This window comes from Dyella sp. RRB7 (genome assembly GCF_022761115.1).
Lineage (GTDB): Bacteria > Pseudomonadota > Gammaproteobacteria > Xanthomonadales > Rhodanobacteraceae > Dyella.
In genome coordinates this window covers 327,630-340,536 of sequence record NZ_JAKWJS010000001.1, presented here as the reverse complement: position 1 = coordinate 340,536, position 12,907 = coordinate 327,630, and the positions used below count along the sequence as shown (strand labels likewise).

15 protein-coding genes, 1 tRNA gene and 1 pseudogene are annotated in these 12,907 nt (G+C 66.5%); 9 read left to right on the top strand and 8 right to left on the bottom strand.

The genetic code is table 11. The features are described from left to right. Window positions 1-156 precede the first annotated feature (156 nt). Window positions 157-435: a hypothetical protein gene (locus MJ606_RS01690; RefSeq protein WP_243047681.1), complete on the top strand. Its 279-nt coding sequence runs from the start codon at window positions 157-159 to the stop codon at window positions 433-435. A gap of 119 nt (window positions 436-554) precedes the next feature. Then, a pseudogene (locus MJ606_RS01685) lies at window positions 555-631 on the top strand (transposase); the annotation flags it as partial. 302 nt (window positions 632-933) lie between these two features. Here the strand turns inward: MJ606_RS01685 and MJ606_RS01680 are convergent. The 5 genes from MJ606_RS01680 to ftsY all read right to left on the bottom strand — a co-directional run bounded on the left by MJ606_RS01680 (window position 934) and on the right by ftsY (window position 4,648). Beyond that, window positions 934-1,009: transfer RNA gene (locus tag MJ606_RS01680), tRNA-Phe, on the bottom strand. 66 nt (window positions 1,010-1,075) lie between these two features. Continuing rightward, the gene (locus MJ606_RS01675) at window positions 1,076-1,354 is read right to left on the bottom strand and encodes an oxidative damage protection protein (protein WP_243047680.1); all 279 of its coding nucleotides are present in this window, start codon (window positions 1,352-1,354) and stop codon (window positions 1,076-1,078) included. 24 nt (window positions 1,355-1,378) lie between these two features. Then, window positions 1,379-2,410 carry an A/G-specific adenine glycosylase gene (mutY, locus tag MJ606_RS01670; protein ID WP_243047679.1) on the bottom strand — a complete coding sequence of 344 codons (1,032 nt, stop codon included), beginning with the start codon at window positions 2,408-2,410 and terminating at the stop codon, window positions 1,379-1,381. Beyond that, window positions 2,407-3,492 (bottom strand): AsmA family protein, encoded by a 1,086-nt coding sequence (locus MJ606_RS01665; protein ID WP_243047678.1) that lies wholly within the window; start codon window positions 3,490-3,492, stop codon window positions 2,407-2,409. Before MJ606_RS01665 ends, mutY begins: the two co-directional genes overlap by 4 nt. Before the next feature lie 13 nt (window positions 3,493-3,505). After that, on the bottom strand, window positions 3,506-4,648 hold the full coding sequence (ftsY, locus tag MJ606_RS01660; RefSeq protein ID WP_243047677.1) for a signal recognition particle-docking protein FtsY: 1,143 nt from the start codon (window positions 4,646-4,648) through the stop codon (window positions 3,506-3,508). Window positions 4,649-4,722: 74 nt separating this feature from the next. Here ftsY and rsmD point away from each other — a divergent pair, with 74 nt between their 5' ends. The 7 genes from rsmD to MJ606_RS01625 all read left to right on the top strand — a co-directional run bounded on the left by rsmD (window position 4,723) and on the right by MJ606_RS01625 (window position 10,677). After that, complete coding sequence (gene rsmD, locus MJ606_RS01655) at window positions 4,723-5,292, top strand: 16S rRNA (guanine(966)-N(2))-methyltransferase RsmD (RefSeq protein ID WP_243047676.1); 570 nt, start codon at window positions 4,723-4,725, stop codon at window positions 5,290-5,292. Between the two features lie 132 nt (window positions 5,293-5,424). Further along, a complete protein-coding gene (gene coaD, locus MJ606_RS01650) occupies window positions 5,425-5,928 on the top strand; it encodes a pantetheine-phosphate adenylyltransferase (RefSeq protein WP_243047675.1) in 504 nt (167 codons plus the stop codon). A 244-nt stretch (window positions 5,929-6,172) separates the two neighbouring features. Further along, a complete protein-coding gene (locus MJ606_RS01645; RefSeq protein ID WP_243047674.1) occupies window positions 6,173-6,673 on the top strand; it encodes a hypothetical protein in 501 nt (166 codons plus the stop codon). 116 nt (window positions 6,674-6,789) lie between these two features. Continuing rightward, entirely contained in the window at window positions 6,790-7,050 is a 261-nt protein-coding gene (locus tag MJ606_RS01640) for a YfhL family 4Fe-4S dicluster ferredoxin (protein ID WP_243047673.1), read from the top strand. Beyond that, the gene (gene ggt, locus MJ606_RS01635) at window positions 7,047-8,777 is read left to right on the top strand and encodes a gamma-glutamyltransferase (protein WP_243047672.1); all 1,731 of its coding nucleotides are present in this window, start codon (window positions 7,047-7,049) and stop codon (window positions 8,775-8,777) included. Before MJ606_RS01640 ends, ggt begins: the two co-directional genes overlap by 4 nt. 2 nt (window positions 8,778-8,779) lie before the next feature. Continuing rightward, window positions 8,780-9,622, top strand: a complete 843-nt coding sequence (locus MJ606_RS01630; protein WP_243047671.1) for an MBL fold metallo-hydrolase — start codon at window positions 8,780-8,782, stop codon at window positions 9,620-9,622. A gap of 38 nt (window positions 9,623-9,660) precedes the next feature. Further along, on the top strand, window positions 9,661-10,677 hold the full coding sequence (locus MJ606_RS01625; RefSeq protein WP_243047670.1) for a TMEM43 family protein: 1,017 nt from the start codon (window positions 9,661-9,663) through the stop codon (window positions 10,675-10,677). Window positions 10,678-10,708: 31 nt separating this feature from the next. On the opposite strand, the gene MJ606_RS01620 is transcribed toward MJ606_RS01625, so the two are convergent. The 3 genes from MJ606_RS01620 to flgM form a co-directional block, all read right to left on the bottom strand. Further along, on the bottom strand, window positions 10,709-11,971 hold the full coding sequence (locus tag MJ606_RS01620; RefSeq protein WP_243047669.1) for an HDOD domain-containing protein: 1,263 nt from the start codon (window positions 11,969-11,971) through the stop codon (window positions 10,709-10,711). 94 nt (window positions 11,972-12,065) lie between these two features. After that, window positions 12,066-12,512: a flagellar protein FlgN gene (locus MJ606_RS01615; RefSeq protein ID WP_243047668.1), complete on the bottom strand. Its 447-nt coding sequence runs from the start codon at window positions 12,510-12,512 to the stop codon at window positions 12,066-12,068. After that, window positions 12,509-12,832, bottom strand: a complete 324-nt coding sequence (flgM, locus tag MJ606_RS01610) for a flagellar biosynthesis anti-sigma factor FlgM (protein ID WP_243047667.1) — start codon at window positions 12,830-12,832, stop codon at window positions 12,509-12,511. Before flgM ends, MJ606_RS01615 begins: the two co-directional genes overlap by 4 nt. Between the last annotated feature and the right edge of the window lie 75 nt (window positions 12,833-12,907).

The following is a 12,907-nucleotide window of genomic DNA, read 5'->3' as shown; positions in this document are numbered from 1 at the left end:
AATTGATTTATGACACGATAGATTGCAGTATTGTAATTGTGGCAATGCGACGCACTGCGCAGTAGCTGCTAGGGGAAACGTGATTGGCCCGGCGAGTGGGGAAGGCTCGCCCTCTGCATCAGCTGCGATGGGCTGACCACATGGAAGAGAGAGATCATGAATATTGAAAGTGCAACGAAGACGGTCCTGAGCTCGCCAAACGTGGCGCGAATGGGGGCGACTAGCGTGACCATTAGTGCAATGCGAGCAGACCAGCCAACTGTTTTTTTAGCATTCTCTTCCGGTCACTACACGGGAATGCAGGTGACCTTTCATGGCACTGCAGATGAAATGCGGGCTTTTGCCGTGGAGTTGATCCGCCACGCGGAAGCTGCCGACGCTGCGTATGCTTCTAGGGCAGAGGCGGGCCAGGCTCGGACAGTTTCGACTCTGTAATTAAAGAAAAGCTCATATAAGCGAGTTTAGTTTGTAGGCTGAACCCGGCTATTTAGTTAGGCTGGTACGCCCCTGATTCCGTAGACACCTGATAGTGTCTATTGAGGATCGGAGGATCTATGACCAGCAAGCGTTTCACTGACGAGTTCAAGGCGGAAGCGGTCAAGCAAGTTAGCGAGCGTGGCTACCCCTCACCTAGGTGGCCGAGCGCCTCGGCGTGTCATCGCACAGTCTCTATGTGTGGCTTCGTGAGCGCGGCGTCAGCCGCGATGCGCGTAAAGCGCAGAAGGATGTTGACCTAACTATTTCGGCATCATGCCTCTACAGAGTTTAGGGAGCCAATGGCGGTTGAGCATAGATATTCTGGTTGTTTCGCCCCGAGGGGGCGTTGATTAGCCAATTGCAGGGGAGCCAAAAGCAAACGGCAACCGAATGGCAACCAGATCGTCGAGATTCAAAAATGAAAAGGGCCTGCATCGCTGCAAGCCCTTGAAATCATGGTGGCCGGGGACGGAATCGAACCGCCGACACGGGGATTTTCAATCCCCTGCTCTACCAACTGAGCTACCCGGCCAGAATGTCTACGAGCGCGCGTGGCGCTGCGTGGAGCCGTGCATTAAAACGGAAGCGGGTCGCTTCGTCAAGACTCTTGCTCGGGGGCGACGTAGCCTTCGGGCTGTTTTACCTCACCGCCGAACAGGAATTTCTCCATTTCGGCGCTCAGGAACTGGCGCGATTTGGGGTCGAGCGGGTTGAGGCGGTATTCGTTGAGCAGCATGGTCTGGTGGGCCAGCCACTGTTGCCAGGCCTGTTTGGAGATTTCGGCGTAGATGCGTTGGCCGAGCGGGCCGGGCCAGGGGGCGAAGTCCAGGCCTTCGGCGTCTTGGCCAAGCTTGGCGCAGTGAATGATGCGGCTCATGCGATGGGGCTCATGCGTTGGGTATCAGAGGTCCTGCAGCAGGCTGCGCACGGGGGCGGGCAGGCCGAGGGCGGCGCGGTCGCCGGCGTCACACCAGCGCAGGGACGGATTATCGGCGATGCGCCGGTGCGCTGTCGCCTCGTCGAACAGCAGCGGCTCGACCTGCAAGCGGTAGTGGCTGAAGACGTGCGTAAAGGCGGGCAGTGCTTGGGCGTCGTCGATCTGCGCGAACGACTGAGCGAGGCGCCATGCACCTTCGTGGTCGCTGGCTTCGGGCAGGCTCCACAGGCCCGACCATACGCCTTGCGGGCCGCGGCGCTCCAACAGCACGCGCCCCTTGGCATCGCGCAGTATCAGCATCACGGTATCGCGCGTGGGTATGGCTTTGGACGGCTTGGCGCTGGGCAGCTGGGCGGTGAGTCCGTCGCGCTTGGCCACGCAGGTATCGGCCAGCGGGCACGCGGCGCATGATGGGCGCGAGCGCACGCAGAGCGTGGCGCCCAGGTCCATGATGGCCTGCGTGTAGTCGGCCACGCGTTCGCTGGGGGTGAGTGCATCGGCGTGCTGCCACAGCACTTTTTCCACGGCACTTTGGCCCGGGTGTCCATGGATGCCGAGGTGGCGCGTCAGCACGCGCTTCACGTTGCCGTCGAGAATGGGGAAGCGCAGGCCATGCGCTTGCGCGAGGATGGCGCCCGCAGTGGAACGGCCAATGCCGGGCAGGGCGGCGAGCGCATCGAAATCTCGCGGCAGCTCGCCGCCGTGCTGCGCCACGCAGATCTGCGCGGCGCGTTGCAGGAAACGGGCGCGACGGTAGTAGCCAAGGCCCGACCACAATGCCAGCACGGTGTCTTCGTCGGCAGCCGCCAGGTCGCGCAGCGTGGGAAGGGTCTCGATGAAACGCTGGAAGTACGGAATCACCGTGACTACCTGCGTCTGCTGCAGCATCACTTCCGACAGCCACACGCGATAGGCATCGCGCGGCTGTTGCCACGGCAGGTCCTTGCGGCCGTGGTGATCGAACCAGGCCAGCAATGCGGCGGCAAACGGGTTCATGGCGTCTTGCTTGCGGGTGCGGGTTTGGCTGCCGCCGGCTTGGCCGGTGTGGGGCTGCTTGCGGCGGCTGCGGGTACATCGGTGCCTGCCTGGATGGTCAGGCCCTCGATGCTGACGTCGCCGGTGTCGATCCGGGCGATTTCGGCATGGCCATTGCCCGGCGGTACGGCCAGCTTCGGGCCATCGTCGTGGTCGAGTTGGGCCCACCAGTTGGCGAGGGCGAGCGGCGGCAGGTGCAGGTCGGCATGGTTGTCGGGGCCGTCGAGCTTCAGCCACAGCATGAGCGGATTGCTTTCGTTGGCAGGCACCAGTTCGATCGCGGTGACGTAGGTGCCGCTGTCGGCATGGTCGAGCTTGCCGGAAAGATGCGCGGAGGCATCGGCGGCGCCATGCCAATGGGCGTCACCGGTGAGCTGCAGGGTAAGCGCGGTGCCGTGGGTGAGTCGCAGGGCAATGTTGTCGAGCTGCAGTGCGCCCGCCTTGATGTGCGGCGTCAGCGACAGGCGCAGCTGCATGGGCGTGTCCTGCGGATCCTTGGCGGCGATGGTGATCGAGAACGGATGGCCGGGCGCCAGTCGGCCGGCGTCCATCGTCATGTCGGTGAGCAGCAGCTGGTTGCCGCGCACCAGGCTGCCGCGCGTGATGTGGATGCCGGCATCGATGCGCGGAATTTCCGCGGGCGGCGCGGTCGGCCCGGAGGGCATGTCGGCCAGCCAGGATTGCAGGGCATCCAGGTCCACGCGCGGCGAGTCGATCTGCATCTGCGAGATCACCGTGTCGCCCCGGAACAGGGTGCGCCAGGGCAGCGCAAGCGTGCCGCGTGCGGCCAGCAGAATCGGCATGCTCGCGCCTTGCGCACTCAGCGTGATGCCCTCGAGCTCCAGTGCCGGACGCGGGAACAAGGCAGGCGTGGCCGGGCTGGCGAGGTTGAGTTCCAGGCCGGCATCGCGTGCCTGGGTCTGCAGCACGGCGGTGATGCGCTCCGGTTGCAGCAGGACATGCACGGTGACCAGCGCCACCGCCACCAGCAGCAGCGTGGCGCTACTGGCGATCAGCAAGGTCAGTCGGAGCCAGCGCGGCACCGGTCAGCGCTCCTCAACCCAGGCTCTGCGGGAGCAGGCCATCGACATAGGCATCGGCGTCGAACACGCGCAGGTCGGTGGCCGTTTCGCCCAGGCCCACATAGCGGATCGGCAGGCCGAACTCGCGCGCCAGCGCAAACACCACGCCGCCCTTGGCGGTGCCGTCGAGCTTGGTCACGACCAGGCCGGTGACGCCGACAATCTGGCGGAACTGGCGCACCTGGTTCACTGCGTTCTGTCCGGTGGTCCCGTCGATCACCATCAGCACCTCGTGCGGCGCCTCGGCGTCGAGCTTCTTCATCACGCGGGCGATCTTGCCCAGCTCGTCCATCAGGCCGCCCTGCGTGTGCAGGCGGCCGGCGGTGTCGGCGATGAGCACGTCGGCGCCGCGCGAGCGGGCGGCCTGCAGCGCATCGAAGATCACGCTGGCGGCATCGGCGTCCTGGCCCTGGGAAATCACCGGTACCTGGTTGCGTTCGCCCCAGGTCTTGAGCTGTTCCACGGCGGCGGCGCGGAACGTATCGCCGGCCGCCAGCAGCACCTGGTGGCCTTCGTCGCGATAGCGGCGGGCCAGTTTGCCGATGGTGGTGGTCTTGCCGACGCCGTTGATGCCCACGGTAAGAATGACGAATGGCTTGCTGCCGGTAACGGCGAGCGGCTGGGCCACCGGACGCAGCAGGGTGACCAGCGACTGGCGCAAGGCGGCGAGCAATGCGCCGGCATCGGCGAACTCGCGCTTGTGCATGCGCTTGCGCAGGTCTTCGACCAGGGCAGTGCTGGCCTCGATACCGACATCGGCGGTGATGAGGGTGGTTTCCAGCTCGTCCAGCAGCTCGTCATCGAGCTTGGGGTGGCGATTGAACAGCGATGACAGGCCGCGAGCGAACGAGCTGCCGGAGAGACGCTCGCGCCAGCTGCGCTTGGCGGGCGCCGCCGCCTCGGCGATGGCGGTGCGTTCGAACGACTCGTCTTCCGCCGGCGTTTCGGGGCGCGGCGGCGTTTCGGCCAGGGCCTCGTCCAGCAAGGGGGCGGCGTGATCCAGCGAGGCGGCATCCGTGTCGTGCGGGAAACCCGTTGCCGGCGTGGGCTCGGCCGCGGGAGCGGCGGGCTGGCCCGGAGGCGTTTGCGCGGGTTTCTTCTTCCAGAACTTGAGCATTGCGGCGGCGATTCAAAGACAATGGGCGGCATGCTACCACCCCCACCCGTACTGACCGCTGAGTCGGCGCTTCCATGAAGAGCGCCCCCGGGCGCATCCGCATCATTGGCGGCCAGCTGCGCAATTCCCGTCTCGACGTACCCGATCTGCCCGGCCTGCGGCCCACCGCCGAGCGGGTGCGCGAAACCCTGTTCAACTGGCTGGCGCCGGTCATTGCCGGGGCGCGTTGCCTGGACCTCTGCGCCGGCACGGGCGCGCTGGGCATCGAGGCACTCTCGCGTGGCGCGGCCAGCGTGCAGTTCGTGGAGCGTGACGCCAGGGCGGCGCAGGCCTTGCGCGACAACCTGAGCCGGCTGAAGGCGCCGGGCGGGCAGGTGGCTGCGGTCGATGCGCTGGCGTTTCTGCACGGCGCGGCCCAGCCCTACGGGCTGGTATTTCTTGATCCGCCATTTGCGCTGGCGATGTGGGAACCCATAGCGCAGCGGCTGGAGCAGGACGGCTGGCTGGCGCCTGGCGCATGGATTTACGTGGAGTCCCCCCGCAGCAGCGCGTTGCGCTTGCCAAATACCTGGGTCGAGCACCGGGAAGGCGCGGCGGGCGAGGTGCGTTATGCGCTTTATCGGCGGGTTTTGGCGGCTGCCTGACCCGATAAAGCCGAGGCGGGACAGGCCGCGTTTCGCGTAGCTTCCGAAGGGTTTTCAAGGGCTCATTGCCGGGCTAGGCGGAGGCCGCGATCGGGCCTAAGCTAGCCGCCCCTGTCCCCAGTGGTCCGTCACGTGAACAAGTCGCCGGTCAATACGCGTCTCGCTGTCTATCCGGGCACCTTCGACCCGATCACCAACGGTCATGCGGACCTGGTGGCGCGGGCGGCGCCGCTGTTCGATCGCATCATCGTGGCGGTGGCCGAAAGCCCCAACAAGGGCAAGGGCCCGGGCTTCAGTCTCAACGAACGCATCACCCTGGCCCGCCTGGCGCTGGCCGACCTGAAGAATGTGGAAGTACGTGGTTTCGATGGCTTGCTGGCGCACTTCGTGGACGAGGTCGGGGCGGGCGTGATCATCCGCGGCCTGCGTGCCGTGTCCGACTTCGAATACGAGTTCCAGCTGGCCAGCATGAATCGCCATCTGATTCCGCAGGCGGAGACGCTGTTCCTTACCCCCGCGGAGCAATACAGCTTTATTTCCTCCACCCTGGTGCGCGAGATCGGCCGCCTGGGCGGGGACATTTCCGGCTTCGTGCATCCGGCCGTCCAGCAGGCCATGCGCCAGCGCTGGCACTGAGCGCCAACTCCGCACTGCAACACGTCCGGCGGTGTCGGCCCGGCCCGGCGTCGTGTATCCTCGCCGGCATCCTGCGGACAGGACAGTCACTCGCCGCGTACCAGGGGCGCGAGAAGGGTCGGGGCAACGGTTTCGCCGTTGCCGTCAACCTCATCACCCGGGGGCGGTGTCGTCGCATGACGGCTGGATGGTCCAGTCATCCAACGGATTCAACGCCCAGATTCCACCATCCAAGGTGACCATCATGAAGAAGTACGCTCTCCTCGCCGCCCTCGCGCTTACCGGTACGCTGTCCATCACCGCCTGCAGCCAGCAGGAAGAGGCCCAGCAGCCGACCGAGCAGGTCCAGGCCGTTTCCAAGCCGACCGATCCGAACGATTCCAAGGCGTGGAACGCCTACCTTGGCCAGATCGTGCAGAAGAACATGCAGGGCATGACGGCTGACCGCCCGTACCCGTACCTGGTGCCGGCCGGCGACAGCGACGACGCCAATGCGCTGCGCCAGCGCCAGCTCGAGCAGGTGCAGGACACCGTGGCCCGTGGCGTGCTGCCGGGCAACATGCTGGTGTTCGCCGGCCCGGATTCGGCCAAGACCGCCGAGTTCGTGGGCAATGCGTTCAAGGACGCCAAGCCGGGCGCGTTCAAGGACGTGATCGTGCTGGTGATCGGCGATGCGGCCGACAAGGACAAGGTGTCCGCCGTGCTGCAGCCGACCGGCGCCACCGTGCGCTACGTCAACATGTAATTACGACGGCAAGTGCTTGTTTCAAGGCCTGCGGCGCGAAAGCGCCGCAGGCCTTTTCGTTTTCGCAACGGCGGCGGTGCGCCGCAACCTCGGCGCCCAGCGTGTAAACTCGCGCAATGTCCCTGAAAATCCTCGACACCTGCGTCAATTGCGACGTCTGCGAACCGGTTTGTCCGAACAAGGCCATCTCGCTGGGCGAGGAGTACTACGTGATCGAACCGGCGTTGTGCACCGAGTGCATCGGTCACTACGACCAGCCGCAATGCGTGGAGGTGTGTCCGGTCGAATGCATCATCGTCGACCCCGAGCGCCCCGAGTCGCATGAACAGCTCGAACTGAAGTATCACCATTTGATGGCCGCAAAGGACGACGCATGAGGGTTTCGTTGAACTGGCGCGTGACGCTGCTTGGCTTGTTGCTTGGCGCAAGCGTCGCCTATGCCGCCGATAGCCGCCCACCCGTTTCCCCCGCCGCGCCGCCAGCCGCGCACCTACCGACCCAACGCCCCGGCCATGCCGGCATCGCCAGCGCCAATTTCCATGCCACCGAAGCCGGCCTTGAAGTGCTGGCCAAGGGCGGCAACGCGTTCGATGCGGCCATCGCGGTGGCGTCCACGCTGTCGGTGGTGGAGCCGGAGAGCTCCGGCATCGGCGGTGGCTTCATGGCCGTGTTGCACCGCGCCGCGGACGGGCGCGAGGTGTTCATCGACGCGCGCGAGACGGCGCCCGCCGCAGTGAACCCCAAGGATTACCTCGACAAGAACGGCGAGCCCAATCGCGATACCGCGCTCAACGGACCGCTCTCGGCCGGCATTCCCGGCGAGCCGGCCGGCCTGGCGTGGCTGGCGGCGCACTACGGCAAGCTGCCGTTGAGGGATTCGCTGGCACCGGCCATCCGCATCGCGCGCGACGGCTTCGAACCCGACGGGCGACTGGTCAACGCGATCGGCGAGCGCGAGCAGGACATCCGCCGCTGGCCCGCTTCGGCGGCCAAGTACCTGCCCGACGGCAAGCCGCCGGTGAAGGGGCAGCTGTGGCGCGATCCCGAACAGGCCCGCACGCTGGAAGTGCTGGGCGAGCACGGCTTCGATGGCTTCTATCGCGGCGAAACGGCAAAGAAACTGGTCGATGCGGTGCGTGCCGCCGGTGGCAACTGGACGGCCAAGGACCTGGAGAACTACCAGGTGAAGGAACGCGCGCCGATCATCGTGGACTATCGCGGCTATCGCGTGGTGACCGCGCCGCCGTCGTCCTCGGGTGGCGTTGCCGTGGCCGAGATCCTCAATATTCTTTCGGGCTACGACCTGACCCGGCTGGACGAGGCCCATCGCATCCACCTGGTCATCGAGGCCATGCGTCGCGCGTTCCGCGACCATAACGACTACCTCGGCGATCCGGACTTCGTGAAGATGCCGCTGGACATGCTGCTGTCGCCTTACTACGCGGCCGGCCTGCGCCAGACCATTTTGCCGGACAAGGCCACGCCGTCGTCGATGCTGCCGGTCAGCACCGGCGTCGATCCGGGCATGCACACCACGCACTTCTCGGTGATCGATGCGGACGGCAATATCGCCTCCATCACGCTCACGGTGAACTACACCATGGGCTCCACCTTCGTGGCGGCCGGCACCGGCGTGCTGCTCAACGACGAGATGGACGACTTCGCGCTGGTGCCGAACAAGCCCAACGTCTATGGCCTGCTGGGCAGCGTGGCGAATGCGCCGGCGCCGGGCAAGCGCATGCTGTCGTCGATGACGCCGAGCATCGTGTTCGGCGCCGATCGCGTCGGCGTGATCGGTTCGCCGGGCGGTTCCACCATCATCACCCAGGTACTGGAAGGCATCCTCGCCTTCATCGATGGCAAGGACGCTGCCGGCATCGCCGGGCAGAAGCGCTACCACCACCAGTACATGCCCGATCGCGTGGACGTGGAGCCGGGCGCGTTCGACCCGGCCACCGCCGAGGCGCTGACGCGCATGGGCTACACCTTGCAGGACCGCAGCCCCTGGGGCTTCATGAACGTGGTGACCTGGGACCTGAAGACCAACAAGCTCGACGCGGCCAGCGATCCGCGCCGCGAGTCGGGCCTGGGCAAGGTGCAGTAGCGATGGAAATGTGGTCGCTCATCGGCAACTCGCAGCGGCTCGATGGCGGAGCGATGTTCGGTAATGCCCCTAAGGCGCTGTGGTCGCGCTGGATCGCGCCGGATGCGGACAACCGCATCCCGCTCGCCTGCCGCTGCCTGCTGGTGAAGGACCTGGACGGCCGCAACGTGCTGTTCGAAACCGGCATCGGCGCGTTCTTCGAGCCCGCGTTGCGCGAGCGCTACGGCGTGGTGGAAGACCGCCATGTGCTGCTCGACTCGCTGGCCGAGGCGGGGCTGACGCACGAGGACATCGACGTCGTGGTGCTTTCGCACCTGCACTTCGACCACGCCGGCGGCCTGCTTGCCGAATGGGAAGCGGGGCAACCGCCGCGCCTGCTGTTTCCCAAGGCGACGTATCTGGTAGGTGCCGAACACTGGCGCCGCGCATCGCAGCCGCATCCGCGCGATCGCGCCTCGTTCGTGCCGGAGCTGCAGCCGCTGCTGGAAGCCAGTGGCCGGCTGGAGCGGGTCGAGGGCGAGTTTTCCAAGGCCTTGGGCGCGTCCGTGCGCTTCAGCTATTCGGACGGCCATACGCCGGGGCTGATGCTGGCCGAAGTCGGTGGCGTGGTGTTCTGCGCGGACCTGATTCCCGGTCGCTTCTGGGTGCACCTGCCCATCACCATGGGCTATGACCGCTGGCCGGAAAAGCTGATCGACGAGAAGCGCGCCTTCCTGGACGACAAGCTGGCGCGCGGGGTGCGGCTGTTCTTTACGCACGATCACGATTGCGCGGTGGCGCGTGTGGTGCGCGACGATCGTGGTCGCTACGGCACCGACGAGGAACGGCGCGAGCTGCGCGGATAGGAGCAGGCATGGGCAGTCGGCAGGGGAGGGGAACCGATATGCAGCAATGGTTGCGACGCGCGCTCGGTGCGCTGCTGTTGCTGGGCAGCGTCGGCCTGGTGGCGATGACGGAGCAGGGCTTGCTGGATCATCGCCATGCCTCGCAGCGGCACGGGGGGCAGATCCTCGACCTGGGGGCCGGCGGGCCGCCGCAGGCCGGCCAGCATGGCTACATGGTGCGCGTGGCCGGCCCGGTCAGGGTGGTGGAGGCGCCGTACGATCCGGAGTTCGGCCAGCGGGCGCAGGCGCCCGTGCTGATCCGCCATGTGGAGATGTTCCAGTGGCGCGAAGTGCGCGTCGGCGACGATGTGCATTACGAGCTGGACTGGGTCGACCGGCCGGTGGATTCGCGCCGCTTCGAACGCACGATCGGTCACGCCAACCCCGAGAGCTTCCCGATCCAGGGCAAGCAGTTCGACGCCGGGCAGGTGCGCGTCGGCGCCTATTCGCTGTCGCCGGCGTTGCTGCATGCCTTGCCCGGCAGCAACCCGGTGGCACCCGATATGAAATCGCTGCCGCCGAACCTGGCCGCCAGCTTTTCGCTCTACAACGGCTACCTCACGACCAGCGCCAAGCCCGAGCAGCCACGCCTGGGTGACCTGCGGGTGAGCTGGGAGGCAGTGCCGGCGCAGGAGATCACCGTGTTCGCCCAGCTGGACGGCGATCAGCTGGTGCCCGCCGTGCATGCCACCGACGGCAAGGGCTTTGACGTGCAGGTGGGGGATCGCGATCTGGTCGACGTGGTACCCGATGTACCCGAGTCACCCTCGTTCGTCTGGCTGCGCCGCATCCTCGCGCTGGTGCTGGGCATGTTTGGCGCGCTGTTGCTGCTGCCGGAGCGCCCGCGCACCTATCACGACCTGCTGCTGGCGGCGGGTGCGGGTGCGTTGCTGGTGGGGGCGGTGGCCAGTGTGCTGTGGCTGGGCACGGACATGGCCATTGGCGGCGCCTGGTTTGGCGTGGCGCTGCTGGGCCTGGGGCTGGCGGTGTGGCGGATTCGCGCGTCGGCGAGCTGATTTCCTCTCCCCAGGGGGAGAGGGATAAGGCTTAGTTCGGACGCTGGTCGGCGAACGCGTAGACGTGGTCGGCCCACTGGGTGGCTTCGAGGTAGATCGCCGCCATGCGCCGGATCACCTGCGGCTGCACTTCGCCGCTGCGCAGGTCGCCGGCTTCCCAGGCATAGATCTGTTCCAGCAGTGGCGCGAACGGGCCCTTGCCTTCGAGCAGTGCGCTGCTGATCTCGCGCGCCAGCGGCAGGTGCCACAGCACGAAATCCATCGGCGCTTCCATCAGCGTGTCGAGCAGCGAGAACAGGCCGGCGGTGAACGCCATCTCGCGCTGTTCGGCCGGCATGTGCTGCGCCAGCTTTTCGCACATGTGCGCGCGGATCAACGCGGCGCGCAGCAGCTCCGGCGGACGGTCGCCCACGCCGCTGAGCGCCATGGTGTAGATCCAGTTGCGGATGCGTGCGGCGCCAAAGAAGATCGCCGCCTGCTGCACCGACTTGAGCTGGCGCGGCAAGGCGAAGTAGGCGGAGTTGACGCAGCCCAGCAGCTTGTAGCTGAGGATGGCGTCGTCACGCACGATCTGGCCCAGTTCGACCGGACCGGGATTGCCTTCCTGCAGTGCCTTCATCAATCGCAGCAGGCTCAGGCGGTTGGCGGTAAGCACGGGCACTTCGACCGGCTCGGGCTTGAGCAGGAAGCGGCCCTGGATCGCCTGCAACGGCAACTTTTCGCACAGGTGATAGGTGTCGTGGTCGTCGACGTGGCCGGCGATCACATGCGTGCCGCGCGCGTGCAGGTACTCGCTGCGCGAGCGCAGCGTGGCCGAATCCAGCTTGCTGGCATCCAGGCGGACGAACTGCACCACCTTCAGCAGCGGCTCCACCGCGGCGTTGAATTCCAGCGCCGTGGCGCCGGCATCGAGCATCAGCGGACAGCCGCGCTGGGCCATGCGCGTGAGACGTTCGACCAGGGCGGGATCGCTGGCGGCTTCCGGTTGCAGCAGCACACCGAAGCGCGGCTGATGCTGCAGTACGTCGGTTTCTTCCATCAACAGGTCGCGCGTGAGCCGCAGGAAGGTGCGGTTGCCGCGTACCAGGCGGGCCAGCGCCCCATCGGTGATGGTGGCAAGCGCGCGGCGCATCAGTGCGGCTTCGTCCTCGGTCTCGTCCTGGAACACGATCTCGTAGGCGAACAGTTCGCGCTTGGCATCCAGCATGGGCAGGCGGATGACGGGCAGCGGTTGCTCGCTGGCGCCGGCGCCGGATGCGTCGTGGGCAGAGGGGAGGGCCGCAGCTTCGCTCATGGTCGGTTGATCGGTTGGCGGTGATTGGGTGTGATGACGACTGCCGTTTGCAGGTGGACGCGCAGCGCGTCGAGGGTCGCGCGCGTCATCGGGTTCAGACCTCGGCCAATGTCTGCGGGCGCAGGCTGGTGCGCAGTTCGCCGGCGCGGCCGTAGACGCTGGGTTCGACATCGTTGCCGGTCAGCACGGCGAGCGCCTTGCGCACCTGCTGCAGACGGATGCCGACGAGGTATCCATTGCGCTGGTTGAGCTGCTGGCATGCGCGCAGCGATTGCAGTATCTGCTGCCACATCGGCGCCAGCGTGCGGCTGGCCTCGGGGGCGCCCTGGCTCAGCTGCACGCGCTCGGCGTCGAGCTGTTCCAGCCGCAGCATCAGGGCATGCTTGTCGGCGCCGGCGCGGTTCAAGGTATCCACATCGGCCGTTTCCAGCGCGGTGCGTTCGGCCTGCAGGGCATCGGCCAGTTGCTCCACTGCGAGCCGCATGTCCCCGACCGTGGCCGTCAGGGCTTGGTCCAGTTCGGCTTGCAGTGAGGTGTTCATGACTTGCCGCTGATCTGGCTGTCCAGCGCCAGCATGCGGTCGGCGATGCGGCTGGGGTCGATCTTGTAGGTGCCGTTGGCCAGGGCCTGGCGGACCTGTTCCACCTTCTGGGTGTCGACCGTGGCGCCGCTGCTCGTGCTGGAGGCCTGTTGCAGGGCTCGCGCCGAGTCGGTCAGCTGCACGCGGTCGTCCGCACCCGAGGTACCGGCGGCGGCGTCGCTGCCGGCCGCGCCGGTGGCGTTCTGCGCCGAACCGCTGCCCTGGCCACTGGGGGGCTGGGGAAGCTTGGGCAAGCCATGGTTGGAAATGGTGGTGTTCATGGGGTCCGTTCTCTATGCGGTTTTGGCCCTGTTACCGACAGGATCGGCCGGGTGGCCGCAAACTTTAGTGGTCCG